Annotated in this window: 21 protein-coding genes; 9 read left to right on the forward strand and 12 right to left on the reverse strand. The window is 64.7% G+C overall.

The features are described 5' to 3' along the window. The coding region (gene ehuA / locus EN943_RS20300; RefSeq protein ID WP_127414355.1) for an ectoine/hydroxyectoine ABC transporter ATP-binding protein EhuA at nucleotides 1-719 on the reverse strand (719 nt) is incomplete at its 3' end. 125 nt (nucleotides 720-844) lie between these two features. Continuing rightward, complete coding sequence (locus EN943_RS20305; protein WP_127414356.1) at nucleotides 845-2,230, reverse strand: PLP-dependent aminotransferase family protein; 1,386 nt, start codon at nucleotides 2,228-2,230, stop codon at nucleotides 845-847. A gap of 81 nt (nucleotides 2,231-2,311) precedes the next feature. On the opposite strand from EN943_RS20305, the gene EN943_RS20310 reads away from it, so the two are divergent. The 4 genes from EN943_RS20310 to EN943_RS20325 all read left to right on the forward strand — a co-directional run bounded on the left by EN943_RS20310 (nucleotide 2,312) and on the right by EN943_RS20325 (nucleotide 6,950). Further along, nucleotides 2,312-2,803 (forward strand): Lrp/AsnC family transcriptional regulator, encoded by a 492-nt coding sequence (locus EN943_RS20310; protein ID WP_027035594.1) that lies wholly within the window; start codon nucleotides 2,312-2,314, stop codon nucleotides 2,801-2,803. 130 nt (nucleotides 2,804-2,933) lie between these two features. Next, on the forward strand, nucleotides 2,934-4,427 hold the full coding sequence (locus tag EN943_RS20315) for an NAD-dependent succinate-semialdehyde dehydrogenase (RefSeq protein WP_127414357.1): 1,494 nt from the start codon (nucleotides 2,934-2,936) through the stop codon (nucleotides 4,425-4,427). A 31-nt stretch (nucleotides 4,428-4,458) separates the two neighbouring features. Beyond that, nucleotides 4,459-5,838, forward strand: a complete 1,380-nt coding sequence (locus EN943_RS20320; RefSeq protein WP_127414358.1) for an aspartate aminotransferase family protein — start codon at nucleotides 4,459-4,461, stop codon at nucleotides 5,836-5,838. A gap of 8 nt (nucleotides 5,839-5,846) precedes the next feature. After that, nucleotides 5,847-6,950 carry an alcohol dehydrogenase family protein gene (locus EN943_RS20325; RefSeq protein WP_127414359.1) on the forward strand — a complete coding sequence of 368 codons (1,104 nt, stop codon included), beginning with the start codon at nucleotides 5,847-5,849 and terminating at the stop codon, nucleotides 6,948-6,950. A gap of 9 nt (nucleotides 6,951-6,959) precedes the next feature. On the opposite strand, the gene EN943_RS20330 is transcribed toward EN943_RS20325, so the two are convergent. From EN943_RS20330 to EN943_RS20360, 8 genes are read right to left on the reverse strand one after another with little or no spacing between them, the layout of a single operon-like run. After that, nucleotides 6,960-8,006, reverse strand: a complete 1,047-nt coding sequence (locus EN943_RS20330; RefSeq protein WP_127414360.1) for an ornithine cyclodeaminase — start codon at nucleotides 8,004-8,006, stop codon at nucleotides 6,960-6,962. Nucleotides 8,007-8,035: 29 nt separating this feature from the next. Then, nucleotides 8,036-8,665, reverse strand: a complete 630-nt coding sequence (locus EN943_RS20335) for an FMN-binding negative transcriptional regulator (protein ID WP_127414361.1) — start codon at nucleotides 8,663-8,665, stop codon at nucleotides 8,036-8,038. A 3-nt stretch (nucleotides 8,666-8,668) separates the two neighbouring features. Beyond that, nucleotides 8,669-9,550 carry a branched-chain amino acid ABC transporter permease gene (locus EN943_RS20340; protein WP_127414362.1) on the reverse strand — a complete coding sequence of 294 codons (882 nt, stop codon included), beginning with the start codon at nucleotides 9,548-9,550 and terminating at the stop codon, nucleotides 8,669-8,671. A 5-nt stretch (nucleotides 9,551-9,555) separates the two neighbouring features. Next, nucleotides 9,556-10,260, reverse strand: a complete 705-nt coding sequence (locus tag EN943_RS20345) for an ABC transporter ATP-binding protein (protein WP_127414363.1) — start codon at nucleotides 10,258-10,260, stop codon at nucleotides 9,556-9,558. A 4-nt stretch (nucleotides 10,261-10,264) separates the two neighbouring features. Further along, complete coding sequence (locus EN943_RS20350; protein WP_127414364.1) at nucleotides 10,265-11,431, reverse strand: ABC transporter substrate-binding protein; 1,167 nt, start codon at nucleotides 11,429-11,431, stop codon at nucleotides 10,265-10,267. Between the two features lie 41 nt (nucleotides 11,432-11,472). Further along, entirely contained in the window at nucleotides 11,473-13,314 is a 1,842-nt protein-coding gene (locus EN943_RS20355; RefSeq protein WP_245475917.1) for a branched-chain amino acid ABC transporter ATP-binding protein/permease, read from the reverse strand. 14 nt (nucleotides 13,315-13,328) lie between these two features. Then, nucleotides 13,329-13,562: an FAD-dependent oxidoreductase gene (locus EN943_RS38835; RefSeq protein ID WP_281060852.1), complete on the reverse strand. Its 234-nt coding sequence runs from the start codon at nucleotides 13,560-13,562 to the stop codon at nucleotides 13,329-13,331. Then, nucleotides 13,514-14,494, reverse strand: a complete 981-nt coding sequence (locus EN943_RS20360; RefSeq protein WP_281060853.1) for an FAD-dependent oxidoreductase — start codon at nucleotides 14,492-14,494, stop codon at nucleotides 13,514-13,516. The genes EN943_RS38835 and EN943_RS20360 overlap by 49 nt, the downstream gene beginning before the upstream one ends. Nucleotides 14,495-14,639: 145 nt before the next feature. On the opposite strand from EN943_RS20360, the gene EN943_RS20365 reads away from it, so the two are divergent. Genes EN943_RS20365 through EN943_RS20385 form a run of 5 tightly spaced genes read left to right on the forward strand, consistent with a single transcriptional unit; the run spans nucleotide 14,640 to nucleotide 19,633 of the window. Further along, complete coding sequence (locus tag EN943_RS20365; RefSeq protein ID WP_127414366.1) at nucleotides 14,640-15,578, forward strand: MurR/RpiR family transcriptional regulator; 939 nt, start codon at nucleotides 14,640-14,642, stop codon at nucleotides 15,576-15,578. Further along, on the forward strand, nucleotides 15,575-16,222 hold the full coding sequence (locus EN943_RS20370; RefSeq protein ID WP_127414367.1) for an isochorismatase family cysteine hydrolase: 648 nt from the start codon (nucleotides 15,575-15,577) through the stop codon (nucleotides 16,220-16,222). The genes EN943_RS20365 and EN943_RS20370 overlap by 4 nt, the downstream gene beginning before the upstream one ends. Then, entirely contained in the window at nucleotides 16,219-17,541 is a 1,323-nt protein-coding gene (locus tag EN943_RS20375) for a glutamine synthetase (protein WP_127414368.1), read from the forward strand. The genes EN943_RS20370 and EN943_RS20375 overlap by 4 nt, the downstream gene beginning before the upstream one ends. A gap of 14 nt (nucleotides 17,542-17,555) precedes the next feature. Then, entirely contained in the window at nucleotides 17,556-18,320 is a 765-nt protein-coding gene (locus EN943_RS20380; RefSeq protein ID WP_127414372.1) for an N-formylglutamate amidohydrolase, read from the forward strand. Continuing rightward, a complete protein-coding gene (locus tag EN943_RS20385; RefSeq protein WP_127414369.1) occupies nucleotides 18,317-19,633 on the forward strand; it encodes an aspartate aminotransferase family protein in 1,317 nt (438 codons plus the stop codon). Before EN943_RS20380 ends, EN943_RS20385 begins: the two co-directional genes overlap by 4 nt. Before the next feature lie 57 nt (nucleotides 19,634-19,690). Here the strand turns inward: EN943_RS20385 and EN943_RS20390 are convergent, their stop codons facing one another. Both EN943_RS20390 and EN943_RS20395 read right to left on the reverse strand, forming a co-directional pair. Next, nucleotides 19,691-20,716 (reverse strand): NADP-dependent oxidoreductase, encoded by a 1,026-nt coding sequence (locus tag EN943_RS20390; RefSeq protein WP_127414370.1) that lies wholly within the window; start codon nucleotides 20,714-20,716, stop codon nucleotides 19,691-19,693. Between the two features lie 25 nt (nucleotides 20,717-20,741). Beyond that, a partial coding sequence (locus EN943_RS20395; RefSeq protein ID WP_127414371.1) for an NtaA/DmoA family FMN-dependent monooxygenase occupies nucleotides 20,742-21,692 on the reverse strand: 951 nt, incomplete at its 5' end.

Genomic DNA, 21,692 nt, shown 5'->3' on the forward strand with positions numbered 1-21,692 from the left:
ATCTCGTCCGGCTTGCCTTCCTCGACGATTCTGCCACGATCGAAGAACAGCACCCGGTCGGCGAAATCGTGGGCGAAACCCATCTCGTGGGTGACCAGCAGCATGGTCATGTCGGTCTCGGCGGCGAGTTTGCGCATGACGTTCATCACCTCCTCGACGAGCTCCGGATCGAGCGCCGACGTCACCTCGTCGAAAAGCATGATCTTCGGCGACAGCGCGAGTGCCCGGGCGATCGCCACGCGTTGCTTCTGGCCACCGGACAGCTGCGCCGGCATGGACTTGGCCTTGTCGGCCATGCCGACCATTTCGAGCAGTTCCATCGCCCGCTTTTCGGCGGCGGCGCGTGGCGTGCCCTTGGTCAGCATCGGCGCCAGCGTGACATTGTCCATGACGCACTTGTGCGGAAACAGGTTGAACAGCTGGAACACCATGCCGATCTTCTGACGCATTCTTGTCAGATGCCGCTCATCGGCGGGCAACAGCTGGCCATTGCGCTCCATGTGGTAGAGCTGCTCGCCGTCGATCTGGATATGACCGCCATCGATGCGCTCCAGCGTCATCAGGATGCGCAGGATCGTCGTCTTGCCCGAGCCCGACGGGCCGATCAGCGCCAGCTTCTCGCCGGGCATGACCTGCATCGACAGGCCGTCCAGCACCTTGAAGCTGCCGAAGCTCTTCGAGATGCCGTCGATCTTGATGATGGGCGCTGATGCGGACAAATAAATTCCCCGTGCTGGAGAAGCCTGTGCCCCTTAACGATGCGGAACGCGCCAAATCATGTCAATTGGGAAAATAATATCATGACAATTATTCTGATTCCGCACAATTTCCGGGCATTTCTGGCCTAGATTGCGAGCAGCAGATGCTCCGGATCGCCAAGCAGCAGCTTGGTGACAACGCCGAGGCCGGCGCGCAGTTCCCCCTCGGTGGTCGAACCCAGCGAGATACGCACCGCCGGATGCCAGGGCGCAGCCGAAATACGAAAGGATGTGCCGGGGGCAATCGCCACGCCCTGCAGGCGAGCCTGGGCGACAAAGCTTTCCTCGGCCCGGTCGGCCGGCAGTTGCAGCCAGACATGCAACCCGTCGCGCCGGGCGCGATAGTCGACCCCCGCCAGCACTTGCGCTGCAATATCCTGCCGGCGCCGCAAAGCCGCGCGCTGCCAGTGGACAAGCTCCATCGCCGTGCCGTCGGTCACCCACTTTGTGGCGATCTCGGCCACCAGCGGCGTCGCCATCCAGTTCGAAACCAGATGCCGGTTGGCGACGGCAGCAACGTAGCGGTCGGGCGCGGCCAGATAGCCGATGCGCAGACCGGGTACGGTGATCTTGGTGAAGGAGGTGACGTAGAGCGTGCGCTCCGGCGCGAACGCGGCAACCGGCGGCGGCCGGTCTTCGACCAGCGGACCAAGCACATCGTTCTCGATGATGGCGATGTCGTGCTTGCGCGCGACCGCGGCGATTTCTTCGCGCCGCCGCGCATCCATCAGCGTCGCCGTCGGGTTGATCACCGAGGGCTGCACGAAGACCGCGCGGATGTCGGAAAGCCGGCAGGCCTCGTCCAGCGCTTCAGGGATAAGGCCGTTCTCGTCGATCGGCAGGCCTTCGAGGTTGAAGCCGAGATAGCGTGCCAACGGCACCAGCGTGTGATGGCCGATCGTCTCCGTGGCGACCGTCGAGCCCGGCGGCGCAACGCTCATCAGCGCCACCGTCATGCCGGCGGTGGCGCCGTTGGTCAGGCTGATGTTCTGCGCGGAGGTGTCGAGCCCGCACAGTCTCAACCATTCGACCGCCACCGCGCGGTGGCGGGGAAACACCATGTTGGGCCGGAACGAAAGTGCTGAACTCGACGGCAGGTTTTCCGCCAGCCAGCCCAGTGCCTGTTTCAGCCGCTCAAGATGCATCGGCTCGCAGACTGGCTTCAGGATCGACAGGTCAATGACTTCGCCCAATCTTTCCGGCAGATAGGGCGGCTCCGGCTCGCGGCGCTGCGTCTGGACGAAGCTGCCGCGGCCGATCTCCCCCGAAATCAGGCCGCGCCGGATCAGTTCCTCATAGGCGCGGCTGACCGTCTGCACCGAAAGTTTCAGATCGTCGGCCAGCCGGCGATGGGTCGGCAACCGTGCGCCATTGGCAAGGCGCCCGTCATGGATGGCGCGCGCGAACTGGTCGGCCAGCGATTGATATGCCGGCCGCCTGATGAGTGCGGGATCGGGTTGCCACAATGTCATGACTTATTAGAGATCGAAATCAGTGCAATTGACAATCGAAATAATGCGCCGTCATGGTATCTGGACTAAAAGTGAGCCCTGATGACATCAGCGAAACTCGACCCGATCGACCTGAAAATCCTCGACGCCATCCAGCGCGACGGACGCATCACCAAGCTGGCGCTGGCCGAGCAGGTCGGGCTGTCTCCGACGCCGTGCTGGATGCGGCTGCGCAAGCTGGAAAAGGCAGGCATCGTCTCGGGCTATCACGCCAGGATCGCCATGCGCGTCGTGGCACCCGTTGCCACCGTGCTGATGGAGGTGACCCTGGCAAACCACCGCCAGGCCGATTTCGACCGTTTCGAGCGCGTTATCCGCGATGTTCCCGAGATCGTCGCCTGCTGGTCTGTCGGCGGCGGCGTCGACTATCTGTTGAAGGTAATGGCGCGCGATATCGACGCCTATCAGCGGCTGGTCGATGGCTTGCTGGAACGCGAGATCGGCATCGATCGCTACTTCACCTACATCGTCATCAAGACCGTCAAGGACGAGGTCGCGCTGCCCCTCGCAGAGCTTTTGCCGGCGTCGTCATAGGAGCGGAGAGATTCTCTCGCCGGGCAACCCGATAGAGAGAGTCTCTCTACGTCAGGACTTCCAAACAGCCTCTCTATCTGCATCGGGCGGATAGTCTTCCCGCATCAGTCCGAACCGGGAGGCTTTGACCATGTCCGCGCATTTCGCCCGCTCGCATCGCCATGAAGCGCTCGACCGCCTGACCGACCGCCGGCTGCTGCGTGAACTCGCCTATGTCGATGGCCACTGGACCGCAAGCGAGGCCGCCGAAAGCTTCGAGATCAACGACCCGGCCACCGGCACCACAGTCGCTTTCGTCTCCGCGCTCGACGGCCGGCAGACGACAAAGGCGATCGATGCCGCCGCGCGTGTCTTCCCGGCCTGGCGGGCGCTGTTGCCGCAGGAGCGCTCGAAAATTCTGCGAAAATGGTTCGAGCTGATCGTCGGCGCCAAGGATGATCTGGCTCTGCTGATGACGCTGGAACAGGGCAAGCCGCTGCAGGAGTCGCTGGGCGAGATCGACTACGCCGCCTCCTTCGTCGAATGGTATGCCGAAGAAGCAAAGCGCATGAACGCCGAGAGCGTCACCAGCCATCTGCCGGGCGCCGAGATGATGGTGCGGCGCGAGCCGCTCGGCGTCGTCGGTGTCGTCACGCCTTGGAATTTTCCGTCGGCGATGCTGACCCGCAAGGCGGCGGCAGCGCTTGCCGCCGGTTGCACCATCGTTGCGCATCCGTCCTCGGAAACGCCGCTGTCGGCGCTGGCGCTGGCCGAGCTCGGCGAACGCGCCGGCCTGCCCGCCGGCGTCTTCAACATCATCACCGGCAAGGCTTCGACCATCGTCGGGCGGATGTGCGAAGACCCGCGCGTCCGCGCCATGAGTTTCACCGGCTCGACCGAGATCGGCCGGCTGATCGCCGCCCAAAGCGCGCCAACCATGAAGCGGCTGGTGATGGAGCTTGGCGGCCATGCCCCACTGATCGTCTTTGCCGATGCCGATCTGGCCAAGACGGTTGATATCGCCATCGATGCCAAATTCGCCACGTCGGGCCAGGACTGCCTCGCCGCCAACCGCATCTACGTCCAACGTCCGATCTACGATCGGTTCTGCGCCGCCTTCGCCAAGCGCATCGAGACGCTGCGGACCGGCAATGGCCTAGCCGAGAAGATCGACATCGGGCCGCTGATGCATGAGCGCGCCATCAAGAAGGTGGAAGAGCAGGTCGCAGACGCGCTGACCCATGGGGCGCGCTGCCTCACCGGCGGCAAGCGACATCAGGCTGGCCCCCTGTTCTACCAGCCGACACTGCTGGCCGACGTCACCGACGCGGCGCTGATCATGCGCGAAGAGACCTTTGGCCCGGTTGCCGCCGTGACGCCTTTTGACAGCGAGGACGAGGTGATCGCCCGCGCCAACGCCACCGAATATGGCCTCGTCGCCTATGTCGTCACCGAGAACGGCGCCCGCCAGCAGCGCATGGGCCGTGCGCTGGACTACGGCATGGTCGCTATCAACCGCGTCAAGATCACCGGCGCGCCGATCCCGTTCGGCGGCGTCAAGCAATCGGGCATCGGGCGCGAAGGTTCGCGCCACGGACTCGAGGCTTTCACCGATCTCAAGTATCTCTGCCTGGACGTGGCTTAGACCCGCCCGGACCTTTCAAGGAGTCAAAAGAATGCTCGACCAGTCCAACGAACTCGCCGCCTGGGATCGCGACCACTTCTTCCATCCCTCGACCCATATGGGCACGCATGCGCGGGGCGAAAGCCCGACGCGCATCATGGCCGGCGGCGAAGGCGTCACCGTCTGGGACAACAATGGCAGGAAGAGCCTCGATGCCTTCGCCGGCCTCTACTGCGTCAATGTCGGCTACGGCCGTCAGAAGATCGCCGATGCCATCGCCGCCCAGGCGAAGAACCTCGCCTACTACCACGCCTATGTCGGCCACGGCACCGAGGCCTCGATCACGCTGGCCAAGATGATCATCGATCGCGCGCCGCAGGGCATGTCGCGGGTCTATTTCGGCCTCTCCGGTTCGGATGCCAACGAAACCAACATCAAGCTGATCTGGTACTACAACAACGTGCTCGGCCGGCCGGAGAAGAAGAAGATCATCTCGCGCTGGCGCGGCTATCACGGCTCGGGCGTGATGACCGGTTCGCTGACCGGGCTCGATCTGTTCCACAACGCCTTCGACCTGCCGCGCGCGCCGATCCTGCATACCGAGGCGCCCTACTATTTCCGCCGCGCCGACCGCTCGATGAGCGAAGAGCAGTTTTCACAGCATTGCGCCGACAAGCTCGAGGAGATGATCCTGGCCGAGGGTCCGGAAACCGTCGCGGCCTTCATCGGCGAGCCGATCCTCGGCACTGGCGGCATCGTGCCGCCGCCGGCCTTCTATTGGGAAAAGATCCAGGCGGTGTTGAAGAAGTACGACGTGCTTCTGGTCGCCGACGAAGTGGTGACGGGCTTCGGCCGGCTGGGCACCATGTTCGGCTCCGATCATTACGGCATCAAGCCGGACCTGATCACCATCGCCAAGGGCCTGACCTCGGCCTATGCGCCGCTGTCGGGCGTCATCGTCGCCGACAAGATGTGGCAGGTGCTGGTTGAGGGCTCCGACAAGCTCGGTTCGCTCGGCCATGGCTGGACCTATTCGGCGCATCCGATCTGCGTTGCCGCCGGGGTCGCCAATCTCGAACTGATCGACGAGATGGACCTGGTGACAAATGCCAAGGAGATCGGCGCCTATTTCCGCGCCGAGCTGGCCAAGGCGGTCGGAGGCCACAGGAATGTCGGCGACGTGCGCGGGGACGGCATGCTGGCGGCGGTGGAATTCGTTGCCGACAGAGACGACCGGGTGTTCTTCGACGCCTCACTCAAGATCGGACCGCAGGTGGCGACGGCACTTGCCGCAAGCGGCGTCATCGGCCGCGCCATGCCGCAGGGCGACATTCTTGGATTTGCGCCGCCGCTGTGCCTGACCCGCGAGGAAGCCGACATCGTCGTTTCGAAGACCGCCGATGCCGTGAAGAGCGTGTTTGCCAATCTCTGAGATCGACTATGAATGCCATGACCAGAACTCTCCCCGCCACCATGGCCGCCGTGCTGCTCACCGGGCACGGCGGACCGGAAAAACTCGTCTACCGCAAGGATGTGAAAGTGCCCGCGCCTGCGCCAGGTGAAGTGCTGGTCAAGGTCAGCGCCTGCGGGATGAACAACACCGATGTCTGGGTGCGCCAGGGCGCCTATGGCACGGAGGAGGATGCCGCGGCTGTGTCGACCTGGCGGCGCCAGGGCAATACGCTGAGCTTCCCGCGCATCCAGGGCACCGACACCGTCGGCATCATCGCCGCCGTCGGCGAAGATGTGTCGCCGGACCGTATCGGCGAACGGGTGATGGTCGATTTCTCGATCTACAATCGCGACGACGATTCGCTCGCCGACATCGACTATATGGGCCATGGCCGCGATGGCGGCTATGCCGAATATCAGGCCGTGCCGGCCGAGAATGCTCATGTCATCGATACCGAGCTGACTGACGTCGAACTCGCCACCTTCTGCTGCGCCTATCTGACGGGCGAGCAGATGCTGGAGCGCGCCGCACTCAAGGCCGGCGAGCGCGTGCTGGTCACCGGCGCTTCGGGCGGCGTCGGTTCCGGCATCGTGCAGCTGGCGCGGGCGCGCGGCGCCATTCCTTATGCGGTCGCCGGCAAAGGCAAGGAACAGGCGGTGCTCGACATCGGCGCCGAGGCTGTCATCACCCGTGGCGCCGTCGACATGCCGCGAGCCGTGGCTGAAGCGACAGGCGGCCAGCCGATCGACGTTGTGGCCGACCTCGTCGGCGGCGCCATCTTCAACGACTTGCTTCGCATCCTGCGACCCGAGGGCCGCTACACAACCGCCGGGGCGATTGCCGGCCCGGTCGTGCAGCTCGATCTCAGGACCATGTATCTGAAGCAGCTGCAGCTGCATGGGTCGAGCCAAGGCACCCGCGCGGATTTCCGTCGTATCGTTGGATACATCGAGGCGAAGAAAATCCGGCCGCTGGTCGGCGGCGTCTACAAGCTCTCCGATTTCCACCATGCGCAGGCGGATTTCATCGCCAAGGATTTCGTTGGCAAACTGGTGGTCGTGCCGGATGCCATGTGGGGTTCGACCGGCTGAACCTGTGCCTCAACCCTGCTGAGCCGCCCGCAGCAGCATGCCGAACAGGTCGCGCGGCTCGTCAGGGTCGGCCAGCATGTCGAGTTCCTGGTAGAGGCCGGTCGACTTCAGCTGGTCCCTGACGTAGCGCAGCGCCGAAAAATCCTCGATGGCGAAGCCGACCGAGTCGAACAGCGTGATCTGGGTCGCATCGCGCCGGCCTTGCACGGAGCCTGACATCACCTGCCATAGCTCGGTCACCTCATGATCCGGTGCAAGCTGCTGGACCTCGCCCTCGATGCGCGTCTGCGGCGGATATTCGACGAAGATGTCGGAGCGCAGCAGGATATCGCGGTGCAGCTCGGTCTTGCCCGGACAGTCGCCGCCGACCGCGTTGATGTGCACCCCGGAGCCGACCATGTTGTCGGTGAGGATGGTGGCGTACTGCTTGTCGGCGGTGACCGTGGTGATGATGTCGGCCCCTTCGACCGCCTCCTGCGCGGTGCCGCAGGCGGCCATGTCGAAGCCGAGACCGGCGAGATTACGGATGCATTTTTGCGTCGCCGTGCGGTCAATGTCGTAAAGCCTCAGCCTGCCGATGCCGAGCAGCGCCTTGAAAGCCACCGCCTGGAATTCGGCCTGGGCGCCGTTGCCGATCAGCGCCATGCAGCTGGAGCCGGCCGGCGCCAGGTACTTGGCGGCCAGAGCCGACATCGCCGCCGTGCGCAGCGCGGTCAGGATGGTCATTTCGGATAGCAGGACAGGGTAGCCATTGTGGACATCGGCGAGCATGCCGAAGGCGGTCACCGTCTGCCGGCCCTCGCGCATGTTCTTGGGGTGACCGTTGACATATTTGAAGCCGTAGACCTCGCCGTCGCTGGTCGGCATCAGCTCGATGACCCCCTCGGCGCTGTGCGAGGCGACGCGCGGCGTCTTGTCGAACAGTTCCCAGCGGCGAAAATCATCCTCGATGTAGCCAGCGAGTTCGACGAGGAAGCGCTCGACGCCGATCTTCAGCACCAGCTTCATCATATGATCGACGCTGACGAAGGGTACGATGTTGAGATTGGGGATCATTTTTTCTTATCCTTGCCGCATGCAGGCGGTCAGTCCTGGCGATGCGCGTTGTGCGCCTTCATCATCGTTGCCAGCGCCGGATCGTTTTGCTCCAACGCCTTGATGGCTCCGCCTGTGTCGTAGAGGCGCTCATCCTGTCCCATCTTGAACTTGGCTTCGAGCCGCCCGATCGGCAGGTCAAACCCTATGATACCAGATATGCGCCGTTCCATGCCGCCTGGTCCCAACTCGCGCATGCGCCACCGATCGTCGCGATCTTTTTCCAGCACATCGACAAGCTGCAGGAGATGCCGGGCGGTGGCATGATCGTCGAGCGGCACCGGATGCCCGTGGCAATGCACGACGGCAAAATTCCAGGTTGGCGCGCTGTCGCGCACCGGATTGCGCGGATACCATGACGGCGAGATGTAGCCATGCGGACCGTGGAAGATGGCGGCCGTCTCCCTGCCCTCGGCGATCAGCGCGCTGTGTGGATTGGCCCTGGCGAGATGCGAGACCAGCGTTGCGTTTTCACCACGCGCGCGATCGAGCACGAAGGCAAGATGCGAGACGACGAGCCCTTGCGGTCCCGCTGTCACCACCGTGGCGAAGGCCGCCGCCTCGGTCAGGCCGAGTACCTCGTCGCGCGACAGCGGCGCAAATTCAGGCTTGCTGTACATAGATCAGCTTCGCTGGGCGCGGACCGCCGGGATCAGGCCTTGCGGGCGAACCAGCAGCACGGCGATGACACCCGACAGCACGATGGCGTCGCGATAGGGCGCGATCGCTCCCGGCAATGTCGCTTGCAGCAACACCTCGATGATGCCGAGCAGGAAGCCGCCGGCGACCGCACCGGGCAGGCTGCCCAGCCCGCCGACGACGGCTGCGATGAACGCCTTCAGCACCGGCGTGAAGCCCATCAGCGGATCGACCGAAGCGCGCTGCGCCACCCACAGCATGGCCGCCAGCCCGGCCAGCAGGCCGGAGAGCAGGAAGGCGGTGGCGATGATGCGGCTGGCCGGAATGCCCATCAGGCGCACGACGTCGAAATCTTCCGCCGCGGCGCGCATCGCCGTGCCGGTCACCGAGCGGCGCAGGAAGATTTCGAGCGCAATCAGCGCCAGTGCAGAGACGACGATGGAGATGCTGGGACCGACGCCGAAGGTGAAATCGCCGAAGGAGAAAGCTCCGGTCATCCAGCCGGGCATGGCGACAGCCTGCGGCCGCGCCGAGATGCCGTTCTGGAAGACGACCTTCAGCAGGCTGGAGACAGCAAAGCTGGTCAACAGCAGACTGGTGACGCTGGCGCCACGCATCGGCCTGAACGCGATGCGCTCCATGGCGACAGCGGCGAGCGCGCCGCAGGACACGGCGACAAGCACCGCCACCGGGAAGGGAAAGCCAAGCACCAGCGAGGCCAGGAGCGCATAGCCCGACAGCGTCATCAACTCGCCATGGGCGAAGTTGATGAGGCCGACGATGGAAAAGACGATCGCCAGCCCGAGCGCCAGCAGCGCATAGACGCCGCCGAGGCTCACCGCATTGATGATCTGCTGCGCGATCATGCTTCTTAAGCTCCCAGATAGGCTTGGCGGACGAGGTCCGATGAAGCGAGTTCTTTTGCCGTGCCCGACAGCACCACCTCGCCATTGGCGAGCACGACGGCGCGGTCGGCGATTTCGAGCGCCAGCGCCACATTCTGTTCGACCAGAAGGATGGTCAGGCCCTTGCGGCGCAGTTCGGCGATCAGGTCGAAGACGGTGTCGATCAGTTGCGGGGCAAGGCCGAGCGAGGGCTCGTCGAGCAGGATCATGCGTGGCTTGCCCATCAGCGCGCGGGCGATGGCCAGCATCTGCTGTTCGCCGCCCGACAGATTGCCGCCCTTGACGCGGTGGTAGCGGCGCAGGATCGGGAACAGCTCCAGCATCTCCTCCTCGCGCAGCCTTGCCTCGGCCGCCGACTGATGCACCGCGCCGCCGAGACGCAGATTGTCGGCCACCGTCAGGCTGGAGAAGATGCGGCGGCCTTCGGGAACCAGCGCGACGCCCTTGCGGGCGATCGCCTCCGGCGCCAGGCCGGTGATGTCGACACCGTCGAAGATCACCTTGCCGGACGCCGCCGGCACCAGCCCAGCGACGGCACCGAGCGTCGAACTCTTGCCGGCACCGTTGGCGCCGACCAGCGCGATGATCTCGCCGCTGTCGACGGTGAGGTCGACGCGGCGCACCGCTTCGACTTCGCCGTACCGGATTTTCAGGGCTTCGACGCTCAGCATGACATCACGGTGCGGGAACGTCGGCGGCTTCAGGGATCAGGGTCTCGACATGCTTGGCCGCGCCGCCCTCGTAGCGCATCAGCGCCACCGGCCGCAGCGGCATGCGGTCCGTGCCGGCATAGGTGATCTTGCCGGTGATGCCTTCGAAATCCTTGAGGCCGGCGATGGCGTCGCGGATCGCCTTCGGGTCGTCGGAGCCCGCCGTCTTGACCGCCTGGTCGAGGATCAGGCCTATCTCGTAGCCATTGACCTCATAGGTGGATTCTGGTGCGTGGCCGGCATATTTGGTGAAGGCGGTATTGAAGGCCTCGAGCTTGCTGCCCGGCTCGGCGTAGCCGGCCGCGGTGTAGACGACGCCGTCGACCAGTTTGCCGAGCGCCTTGATCGTCGGCGTGCCAATGGCATCGGCACCATAGACCGGGATGGTGACGCCGGCGCCGCGCAATTGCTGGATGAAGGCTGGGAAATCGGGCTCGTAGGCCGCCGTCATGATCAGGTCCGGTTTGTCGGCCAGGCCCTTGATGTTGGTGATCTCGGCGGAAAAGTCGGGCTGGCCCATGCTGAAGGTACCGCGGCCGACAATGGCGCCGCCCTTCTTCTCGAACACCTTGCCGAAATATTCCGGCAGATTGGCGGTGTAGGTGGAATCCGGCGAAGTCAGCAGGAACACCTTCTTCTTGCCTTCGGAGACGGCGAAGTCGGCGACCGCCGTCGCCTGCACATTGTCGGCCGGATAGGTGCCGAACATGACGTCGCCGACCGCGCCGGTGAGCACCGGGGCGGAGCCGCACAGCGTCAGGGTCGGAATGCCAAGCGGTTGGGTCAGCTGGCCGGCGGAAATCGAGGGATCGGCATCGCACGGCGTGATCATGATCTTGGCGCCGGCGTCGATCAGTTCCTGGGCGACGGTGGCGGTCTGCGCGGTATCGGAACGGGTGTCCTTGATCAGCAGCTTGACGGTGTATTTGCCAGCGAGGCCACCCTTGGCGTTGAGTTCGTCGAGCGACATGCGCAGGCCGGCAAGTGCCGGCTGGTCGTAGGGAGCGAGGCCGCCGGTCTGCGCGGTCGCGGCACCGATGATGATCTCCTCGGCGCTGGCCGTCGAAATGGCGGCGATGCCGAACACGGCCGCGCACAAAGCGGCGCGATGAAGGCGATAGAGGCTTGGCATGTCGGTTCTCCTTCTGGATTTTTATCGTTGGTCGTTGCGGTCTATGCGGTCTGGTTTTCAGGCGTTGCGGTCTTGGCCCGCGCCGTACGGCTGCCGAGATAGGCTGCGATCACGGCGGGGTTCTTCTGAACGTCGCCCGGCGTGCCGTCGGCGATGACGCGGCCATGATCGATGACGACGATGCGCTCGCACAAATTCATCACCAGCCGCATGTCATGCTCGATCAGCACCACGCCGATGCGGCGCTCGGTGCGGACTGTCGAGAGGATCGAAACCAGTTCAGCGGTCTCGACGGCGTTCATGCCGGCGGCCGGTTCGTCGAGCAGCAGGAAGCGCGGCTTCAACGCCAGGGCGCGCGCCACCTCGAGCCGGCGGCGCTGGCCATAGGCAAGTCTGGCGGCCGGTTGATCGGCAAATTTCTCCAGCCCCATGCGTGCGAGCTCGCCCATGGCCGCCGCCTCGGCGTGGCCAAGATCAGGTTCCACCTGGCGTGCGGCGACGACGACATTCTCCAGCACCGTCATGTGCGGGAAGACGCGGATGTTCTGGAAGGTGCGGGCAACGCCGGAGCGGGCGAAGCGGAAAGCCGAAGCCTGGCGGACCACGCCACCCACCGACACGGTGCCGGCACTTGGCTTGACGTCACCGGCCAGCATGTTGAGCAGCGTCGTCTTGCCGGCGCCATTGGGGCCAATGATGCCGGTGATGCTGTCGGTCTGGAAATTCAGGCTGACGTCGTCGACGGCGACGACGCCGGCATAGCGGCGCGACAGATGGTCGGCGGTTAGCCGGTCACTCTCGACATGCTGCGGAGGTGCCGCCGAAGCCGTCACGGTCTGGCGTCCGGGCCGGCGCAAAAGATTGAGCTCGCGTTCGCCGAACAGACCGGTCGGGCGTCGCCAGATGACCAGGATCATGGCAATGGCCAGCACGCCTTGGGTCAAGCCGAACAGGACAGGCAGATGCAGGCCGAGCACTTCGCCGCCGCCTTCGAAGCGGCGCACCACTTCGACCAAAACGATGGTGACGATGACGCCGGCGAAAGCGCCGAGCGACGAGGTCATGCCGCCGACGATCAGCATGGCAAGCATGGTGAAGCCTAGGTCGAAATAGAAATCGCGTGGCGAGAACGCACCCAGAAACTGCGCCATCATGGCGCCGGCGGCCATGGCGGCAACGACACCCGCCACCCAGGCGGCCAGACGCGCGGTGCGCTGGTCGACGCCGACGGCGGCCGCACCACGCTCGTCATTGGCGGCGGCGCGAGTGGCAAGGCCGAAGGAGGTTTCGCGAAACAGCCTCGCCGCCACCAGCGCCACCGAAGCGATCGCGGCGGCGGTCCACAGCCCGACCTCGCGCGGCACGCCGTAAAAGGGTTGGCTGCCGCGGGTGATCTCGCGCCCGGCCACCAGCAGCGTGTAAACGATGATCAGCATGGCAAGCGTGGCGATCGAGGCGCTCGATCCGGAAAGCCTGAGCAGCGGCGTACCGGTCAGCAGGCCGATGACGACCGCCAGGACCAGGACGACGGCCAGCGCCGCGAGGAAGGAGAGTTGATGGCCGGCGAGGAATTGCGGCAGGTCGCGAAGCGCCGTTCGCTGCAGTCCCGTCGGCATGGTGAGAATGCCGGTGGCATAGGCGCCGAGGCCGACAAAGGCCGCCTGGCCGAACGAGACGATGCCGCTGTTGCCGGAGAATATCTGCAGGCCAAGCACCGCCGTCAGCATGATCGCGGCATAGGTGACGACGCGTTGCATGGCGGCGCCGCCGAAGATGAAGGCGGCAAGCGCCATCAGCAGCAGCACCGCCACCATGCACAAGGCATCGGCGGTGGCGTTGCGAAACGCGGCCGGCATGAAGCCACTGGGCTTGCTCTCGCTCATCGTCACCGACGCCATCACGCGGCCTTGAAGCGGCTGGGCGAAAACGGCGCCAGGATGGGCTGCGCGCCTTCGGTGACCAGTCTGGCCACCGCCTCGCCGACGGCTGGGCCGGTCTTGAAGCCATGGCCGGAGGATCCCGCCGAAACGACCAGCCCTTCAACCCCAGGCATGGCGCCGATGACAGGCAGGTCGTCGGGGCTCATGTCGTAGAGACCGGCATAACCGGGCCGGATGCCAAGCTCCGCCATTGCCGGCACACGGGTGGCGAAGGTCTCCAGGATCTCGACCGATTCCTGCTCCTCGACGCCTCCATGTAATCATCGGGATTTTCGACGAAGCGCGGACGGCCCGCATGTTCGTGGCGCAGGCCGGTGCCGCCGCCGGCCCAGGTTCCGGCCAGGATGACGCCGTCATTGTCGGGCCGTGCATAGTTGCAAGAAATGTCGTCGCACCAGGCGAAAGGCATGACCTGCCTTGCCTTGCCGCCGGCGTCGAGGACGGCCATCGGATGGCGCTCGACGTGCAGCGGCAGATCGAGGCCGACCGTCGCCAACAGGCGGCGCGTCCACGGCCCGGCGGCCAGGACGACCGTATCGGCTTCCAGCACCGATCCATCGGTCAAGATGACGCCGGTGATGCGGTCGCCCTGCCGCTGGAGGCTCTCGACCAACGTGTTCTGCATGATCTTGGCACCACTGGCTCGGGCGGCACGGGCGATGGCGTTGGTGGCGCCGAAGGCATCGGCATAGCCATATTCGGGTTCCCACAGTGCCAGCGCGACATTGTCCAGGGCAAAGCCGGGTGCCACGTCGGCAAAGGCCTGCGGCGACAATGTCTCGATGCGCGCGCCCTCGCCGCGGATGCGTTCGGCTGCCGCCGTCCAACTCACCTTGTTGTCGTTGCCGCAGACCCACATCATGCCGATTTCGGTGACGAAAGAGCTCTCGCCGGCGATCTCCGGCAGCGACACCAGGATCTCGCGGCCACGTATGGAAAGCTGCGACAGTTCCGGCATCAGGTAGAAGGCATGCAGCAGCGCCGACGATTTGCCCGAGGGGCCGCCGGCGGGATGGCTCTGCTCGACCAGCGTGACCTTCACGCCGGCTTTGGCCAGATGATAGGCGGCGCTCGATCCGACAATACCGGCACCGACGACGATGACGTCGCTTCCATTTCGCATGGCTGTTCCCCACAGTCTCTTGGCTGCTTTCCGACAAGGTAGGGCCAGCGATCGCGCAATGTCAACATCTCTTCATTGTTGACCGAGATTTAAATCTCTGTAATAAACTCGACAAAACAAGAGAACACGGATTCCGGGGAGGCCCATGGCGATACGCGATGTTCTGATGCGCGGGGATCTTGCGCTGACGCCGTCGGAGGAGAAGATCGTCCGGCTGCTGTTGACGGACTATCCGACCTCCGGCCTCGGCACCGCCTCATCGCTCGCCCGGCGCGCTGGCGTCAGCGATCCAACCGTGGTGCGGCTAGTGATGAAGCTCGGCTATGAAGGGTTTCCGGATTTCCAGGCGAAGCTTCTGGCCGAAGTCGAGGCAAGACTGCACTCGCCGCTGCTGATGATGGAGGCCAAGCGGCAGAGCGGTTCCAACGACAGCGCGGTGCTGGCTTATCTCGATAGCGTCACCACGGCCTTGCAGAAAGCCACCGCCGCGACACCCGTCCAGACATACGAGCGGGCGGCCCGTCTGCTGATGGAGGTCAAGGGCGAGGTCGTGCTGGTTGGCGGCCGGTTCAGCCGCCACATCGCCGGCATGCTGGCCGGCTATCTCGTGCAGTTTCGCTCCGGGGTTCGCGATCTCGGCGTACTTTCTCCGCAGACCTTCGACACGCTCGCCGACCTCGGCCGCCGCGACGTGCTCGTCGTCTTCGACTATCGCCGTTACCAGCTCGATGTGATGGCCTATGCAAAACAGGCGGCGGCGCTTGATGTGCGCATCGTCCTGTTCACCGACCAATGGCTGTCGCCGATATCAGATCTCGCCGAAGTCACCATCGTAAGCCCGCTCGAAGTCGCCTCACCCTACGACACGCTGGCGCCGGCGATCGCACAGATGGAAGCGCTGGTCGCCCATATCGTTTCGACGCTGGGCGACGACGCGCGCGCCCGCATCGAGCGGCTCGAAAAGGTCCGGCATGCCAATGCCGTGACGCTCGACAGCGATCCGCAAGAGAACGGCGCGCGCAAGATACCCGGACCCCGCAAGACGCCGGGACCCAAATCAGCAAAGCAGGACGACAAAGCATGACCCAGGCCCTACCCAAACGAGACGAAGCCTTCCGTGCCGGCGAAACGGCCCTGCTGCTCGTCGACATGCAGCGCATCTGGCTTGAGCCGGGCGCCGATCCGTCGCATCCAGAGCGGGGGCCGGATCACTACTTCTACCGGAAGACATCATCGCAGACGATCCCCAACCAGGAGCGCCTGCTGGCCGCTGCGCGGGCCAATGGCGTCGAGGTGCTGCACACCATCATCCAGAGCCTGACCGAAGACGGCCGTGACCGCTCGCTCGACCACAAGCTGACACCGATCCATGTTGCACCCAGCCTCCCCGAGGGACTGCCAGTGGCTTCGCTGGCGCCGGTTGGCGACGAGATCATGCTGCCGAAGACGTCGTCGGGCATCTTCAATTCGACCAATGTCGACTATCTCCTCAAGAACCTCGGCATCCGCTACCTTGTCGTGGTCGGCGTGCTGACCGATCAATGCGTCGACATGGCGGTGCGCGACGGCGCCGACCGCGGCTATCTCGTCACTTGCGTCTCGGATGCCTGCGCCACCATTACCCAAGAACGCCACGACATCGCGCTCAAGGCCTTCGGCGGCTACTGCTGGGTGGCCGACACCGACACGATCGTCGGCCGCTTCAACGCTTTGGGAAAAACGGCATGACATCGACTGTCGAGCCTCTGGTTGCCGTCGTCACCACGGATCTCTCTGCCGTCACGCGGGGCCGTTTCGTTGCCGAAAGCAAGTTGCAGAAGACCGCCACGACCGGCGTCGGCTGGCTGCAGGCCAATCTGTCGCTGACGCCGTTCAACTCGATCGTCGATCCCAACCCCTGGGGCTCGTCGGGCGACCTGCGGCTGATCCCCGATCTCAAGGCGCGCTTTCGCACGACACGTACCGGATCGGCGACGCCGTTCGACATGGTCGCCGGCGACATCGTCGAGCTCGATGGCAGCCCATGGCTCGGCTGCACCCGCACGATGCTCAAAGACGCGTTGGCCGATTTGAAAGCCGCAACCGGCCTGTCGGTCATCGCCGCCTTCGAGCATGAGTTCAATGTCGCCGACGGTGGCTTCGCGCCGGCGCATTCGATGTCTTTCGCCGCATTGCGCCGCACGGACCCCTTCGCGCCCAACCTGATGGCGGCGCTCGAGGAAGCCGGAGTCGCTCCCGAGGTGGTCATCGCCGAATTCGGCGACGAGCAGTTCGAGGTGACGCACGAGCCGGCGGACGCGCTGACGGCGGCGGACCGCGCCGTCGCCATCCGCGAAATCACGCGCGAATTGGCGCGCAATGCCGGCTGGCGTGCGAGCTTCGCGCCCAAAACCGCGCCAACTGCCGTCGGCAACGGCGTCCACATCCATTTCAGCTTCGTCGACGAGGCCGGCAAGCCGGTGACATACGATCCAACGCAGCCCGGAGGTCTTTCCGCCAAAGCCGGCGCCTTCTGTGCCGGCGTGCTGCGCCATCTGCCTGGAATGACCGCGATGACGGCGTCGAGCGTGTCGTCCTTCTACCGGCTGAAGCCGCACAGCTGGAGTTCGTCCTATACCTGGCTCGCCGACCGCGACCGCGAGGCGTCGCTGCGCATCTGCCCGACTGTGACGATCGGCGGACGCGATCCGGCGCGGCAATACAACATCGAATACCGGGCCGCTGACGCCACCGGCAATCCCTATCTGTCGCTGGCGGCGATCATCCGCGCCGGGCTGGAAGGGCTGAAGGCGGGCCTGCCGTCGCCGCCTTTGGTCACCGGCGACCCGACACTGATGAGCGAGGCTGAGCGGGCGAGTCTCGGTCTGGTGCGCCTGCCCGAAACCCTGCCGGCGGCACTGGACGCGTTGCTGGCCGACGGCATCGTGACGGGATGGTTCGCGCCTGTCTTCATCGAAACCTTCGTCGGCCTCAAGCGACATGAAGCCGAGCGTCTTGCCGGTCTCGATCCGGCCTCCATCTGCGATCTCTATCGGACGCTCTATTGATGACCGCACAGTTGATGACCGCACAGTCCGAAAAAGATTGGCCGGAGGCTGTCGAAGTCCTCAATGAGCACGGCCGTTCCGATATCGTGCTGTTGTGCGAGCATGCGTCCAACCATATGCCGGCCGAGTATCGGCAGCTCGGCCTCGATGCCCACCATCTGCAGCGCCACATCGCCTGGGATATCGGCGCCGCCGAAGTGACCCGCCTGCTGTCGTCGAAGCTCGATGCTCCGGCCTTCCTCAGTGGTTATTCGCGACTGCTGATCGACCTCAACCGGCCGCTGGGCACGCCAGGCAGCATTCCGGTGCTGTCGGAAGACACCGACATTCCCGGCAATGTCGGCATCGATGCGACGGAGCGGACCCGACGCGCCGAGATCATCTTTTCGCCGTTCCATGACCGGGTGACCGCCCATCTCGACCGCCGGGCACAAGCAGGCCGGCAGACGCGGATCGTGACGATCCATTCCTTCACGCCGGTCTTCCTCGGCGTCAGCAGGCCCTGGCATGCCGGCGTGCTGCATGACCAAGCAAGAGGTCTCGCCGAAGCGATCCTTTCGGGCCTGCGCGCCGACGCGGCGCTCAATGTCGCGGCCAACGTGCCCTATGTGATCAGCCGCGACGCCGACTACGCCGTGCCCATCCATGGCGACGATCGCGGCATCGCCGCCGTCCTCGTCGAGATCCGGCAGGACCTTTTGTCGACACGGTCCGGCATCGAGGAATGGGCGGACCGTCTAGCGGCACTGCCGGCACTCGAGACGGAAACCGTGTCGTGAGCAATCCAAGCCTGCGCGAGCGTGACGCCGCGACCATCGCCCAGATCGGCAAGCTGCGTTTCTCGCCGCTCAGCGTCATCGGCGGCCGGGGCAACCGGCTGATCGAGGAAGGCGGCCGCTCCTTGCTCGACCTGTCGGGATCGGCCGGTCCGGCGGTGCTCGGCTACGGCCATCCGGCCATCGTCGAAGCGGTCGAAACGTCGATCCGCGACATGGCCGGCGCCAGCCTGCTGCTCTACCCCAACGAGCCCGCCGTATCGCTGGCGGAGCGGCTGCTGGCAATCACGCCCGGAGAAGGCGAACGGCGTGTCTGGTTCGGCCACTCCGGGTCCGACGCCAATGACTGCGCGGTGCGCGTGCTGCAGGCGGCCACCGGGCGTTCGCGCTTCATCTCGTTCATCGGCTCCTATCACGGCAACCTCTCCGGCTCGATGGGCATCAGCGGCCATACCGCCATGACCCACACACTGCCCCGGCCGGGCGTGCTTCTGTTGCCCTATCCCGATCCGTACTGCCCGAATTTCAGCAGCGAGGACGTGCTTGCGCTGCTCGACTACCAGTTCGAGACCACCTGCCCGCCGCATCAGGTCGCGGCGGTGTTCATCGAGCCGTTGATGTCGGATGGCGGACTGATCGTGCCGCCGCCCGGCTTTCTCAAGGCATTGCAGGAGCGTTGCCGCAAGCACGGCATCAGAATAGTTGTCGACGAGGTCAAGGTCGGGCTCGCCCGCAGCGGCATGATGCACTGTTTCCAGCATGAAGGACTGACGCCGGACCTCGTCGTCTTCGGCAAAGGGATCGGCGGCGGCTTGCCATTGTCGGCCGTGATCGGCCCTAAGGAAATCATGGACCATGCGCCGGCCTTCGCTCTGCAGACGACCGCGGGCAACCCGGTGGCGACATCGGCCGGCAACGCGGTGCTGAAGACGATCGGGACGGACGGCCTGGTCGAGCGCTCGGCGCGGATCGGCATGCTATTTTCCGATGCGCTTCGGGCACTCGCCGCCAGGCATGAGATCATCGGTGACGTGCGCGGGCGCGGCCTTGCCATCGGCGTCGACCTGGTCAAGGACCGTGCGACACGTGAGCCGGTTGCGGCGACGACCACGGCCAAGATCATCTATCGCGGCTATGAGCTGGGAGCGGCCTTCACCTATGTCGGGCTGAAGGCGAATGTGCTGGAGTTCATGCCGCCGTTGACGCTGACGCCGGACGAGGTGGCTGAGGGCGTGGCAATCGTCGACCAGGCGATCGCCGACGTGAATGCCGGCAAGGTCTCGGATGCGGACGTCGCCTCCTTCATGATGTGGTGAACGGCGCCCAATCGCGAAGCACACTTTTTAGGCGCCTGACATTTCGCGGCCAAGCCGTCAGGGAATTTCCGCGACGCGCACGATCAACTTGCCGAAATTCCTGCCTTCGAGCAGGCCGAGAAAGGCCTGTGACGCATTTTCGATGCCATCCACGATATCTTCCCTGTAACGGACCCGGCCGGATGCTATCCAGGCGGCCATCTCACGATAGAAGGCCGGGCGCTGGTCGACAAATTCGCGCTGGATGAAACCCCTGATCGACAGGCTGCGGTGCAGCACTTGCTGCATCAATGTCGGCAGCCGGTCGATGCCGGCATCCGCGATGGCATTGTACTGCGCGATCAACCCGCAGACCGGCACACGCGCAAACTCGTTCAGCAGCGGAAACACCGCATCCCAGACAGGACCACCGACATTCTCGAAATAGATGTCGATGCCGCCGGGGCAGGCTGCCTTCAACTGCTCGGCAAAATCATCGGCACGGTGATCGACGACCGCATCGAAGCCGAGTTCGTCTCGCACGAAGGCGCACTTGTCGGCACCGCCGGCGATGCCGACCGCACGTGCCCCCTTGATGCGCGCGATCTGGCCAACGGCCGACCCGACCGCGCCGCTGGCCGCCGCCACGACGACCGTCTCGCCAGGCTTGGGCTGTCCGATGATGAGCAGACCGGCATAGGCCGTGAAGCCCGGCATGCCGAGCACGCCGAGAGCCGTCGTAACGGGTCCAGCCGCGGGATCGAGCTTGCGCAGCCCGACGCCGTCGGACAATGCAAAACTCTGCCAGCCGGAATGGGACAACACGATATCCCCTTCGGCAAATTCCGGGTGGCGAGAGATCACGACGCGCGCAACGGTGCCGCCTTCCATCACGCCGTCGACATCGACCGGCTTGGCATAGGATTTCGTGGCGTTCATGCGCCCGCGCATATAGGGATCGAGCGACAGATAAAGGATCTGCAACAGCAATTCGCCCTCTCCCGGCTGGACAAGGTCAACTGTCTCGGTGCGGAAATCGCTCGATTTAGGCAGGCCTTGCGGTCGCGCCGCGAGCACGATGCGGGTGTTGGACTGGATCGACATCGAAAACCTCCCTGCGAAGAACGCTCTAATCGAAAAACCGGTTGGGCGGCCGCTTCAGGCCGAGATTCTCGCGCAACGTCGTTCCCTCATATTGCCGCCTGAATATCCCTCGCCGCTGCAGTTCGGGCACCACCTTCTCGGCAAAATCATCGAGCCCGGCAGGCAGGTAGGGAAACATGATGTTGAACCCGTCGGAACCCTCGCCGACCAGCCATTCTTCCATCTCGTCGGCGATTGTTTCAGGTGTGCCAACAAAGGCAAGCCCGGAATAGCCGCCCAGCCTTTGCGCGAGCTGCCTGACCGTCAGATTTTCCTGGCGCGCCAGTTCGATGACGCGCTCGCGGCCACTCTTCGAGGCATTGGTCTCGGGGATTTCGGGCAAGGGTGCGTCGGGATCAAAACCGGACGCATCATGTCCGATGGCGATCGACAGCGAGGCGATGCCGCTCTCGTAATAGACGAGACTGTCGAGCTTCGCCCGCCTGGCCTGCGCGTCCTCGACGCTGTCGCCGACAACGACAAAGGCGCCGGGCAGGATCTTGATGTCGTCACGCGACCGGCCAAGCCTCTCCGCACGGCCTTTGACGTCGGCGAAGAAGCGCTGCCCCGCCGCGAGATCGGCATGGGCGGCGAAAATGACCTCCGCTGTCTCCGCCGCCAGCTGGCGTCCTGCCTCCGAGGCGCCGGCCTGGACGATGACCGGCCAGCCCTGGATTGGCCGCGCGATGTTGAGTGGGCCGCGCACCGAGAGATGCTCGCCCTTGTGGTCGAGCACATGCAGCCTGGCCGGATCGAAATAGAGCCCGCTTTCGGCGTCGCGGACGAAGGCATTGTCGGCGAAGCTGTCCCACAGGCCGGTGACGACATCGTAGAACTCCCGCGCCCTTTGGTAACGCTCGTCATGTTCGACATGCTCGTCCAGGCCGAAATTGAGCGCCGCATCAGGATTGGACGTGGTGACGATGTTCCAGCCGGC

Source organism: Mesorhizobium sp. M7A.F.Ca.US.006.01.1.1, from assembly GCF_003997935.1.
Classification (GTDB): Bacteria; Pseudomonadota; Alphaproteobacteria; order Rhizobiales; family Rhizobiaceae; genus Mesorhizobium.

Bases quoted from the DNA above. Each gene is read 5' to 3' on its own strand.
- EN943_RS20310 (WP_027035594.1), top strand. From the start codon at position 2,312: ATGACATCAGCGAAACTCGACCCGATCGACCTGAAAATCCTCGACGCC.
- EN943_RS20355 (WP_245475917.1), bottom strand. From the start codon at position 13,314: ATGAGCGAGAGCAAGCCCAGTGGCTTCATGCCGGCCGCGTTTCGCAAC.
- EN943_RS20380 (WP_127414372.1), top strand. From the start codon at position 17,556: ATGACCGCACAGTCCGAAAAAGATTGGCCGGAGGCTGTCGAAGTCCTC.
- EN943_RS20350 (WP_127414364.1), bottom strand. From the start codon at position 11,431: ATGCCAAGCCTCTATCGCCTTCATCGCGCCGCTTTGTGCGCGGCCGTG.
- EN943_RS20375 (WP_127414368.1), top strand. From the start codon at position 16,219: ATGACATCGACTGTCGAGCCTCTGGTTGCCGTCGTCACCACGGATCTC.
- EN943_RS20330 (WP_127414360.1), bottom strand. From the start codon at position 8,006: ATGATCCCCAATCTCAACATCGTACCCTTCGTCAGCGTCGATCATATG.
- EN943_RS20305 (WP_127414356.1), bottom strand. From the start codon at position 2,230: ATGACATTGTGGCAACCCGATCCCGCACTCATCAGGCGGCCGGCATAT.
- EN943_RS20325 (WP_127414359.1), top strand. From the start codon at position 5,847: ATGAATGCCATGACCAGAACTCTCCCCGCCACCATGGCCGCCGTGCTG.
- EN943_RS20365 (WP_127414366.1), top strand. From the start codon at position 14,640: ATGGCGATACGCGATGTTCTGATGCGCGGGGATCTTGCGCTGACGCCG.
- EN943_RS20340 (WP_127414362.1), bottom strand. From the start codon at position 9,550: ATGATCGCGCAGCAGATCATCAATGCGGTGAGCCTCGGCGGCGTCTAT.
- EN943_RS20390 (WP_127414370.1), bottom strand. From the start codon at position 20,716: ATGTCGATCCAGTCCAACACCCGCATCGTGCTCGCGGCGCGACCGCAA.
- EN943_RS20345 (WP_127414363.1), bottom strand. From the start codon at position 10,260: ATGCTGAGCGTCGAAGCCCTGAAAATCCGGTACGGCGAAGTCGAAGCG.
- EN943_RS20320 (WP_127414358.1), top strand. From the start codon at position 4,459: ATGCTCGACCAGTCCAACGAACTCGCCGCCTGGGATCGCGACCACTTC.
- EN943_RS20360 (WP_281060853.1), bottom strand. From the start codon at position 14,494: ATGCGAAATGGAAGCGACGTCATCGTCGTCGGTGCCGGTATTGTCGGA.
- EN943_RS38835 (WP_281060852.1), bottom strand. From the start codon at position 13,562: ATGGCGGAGCTTGGCATCCGGCCCGGTTATGCCGGTCTCTACGACATG.
- EN943_RS20335 (WP_127414361.1), bottom strand. From the start codon at position 8,665: ATGTACAGCAAGCCTGAATTTGCGCCGCTGTCGCGCGACGAGGTACTC.
- EN943_RS20315 (WP_127414357.1), top strand. From the start codon at position 2,934: ATGTCCGCGCATTTCGCCCGCTCGCATCGCCATGAAGCGCTCGACCGC.
- EN943_RS20370 (WP_127414367.1), top strand. From the start codon at position 15,575: ATGACCCAGGCCCTACCCAAACGAGACGAAGCCTTCCGTGCCGGCGAA.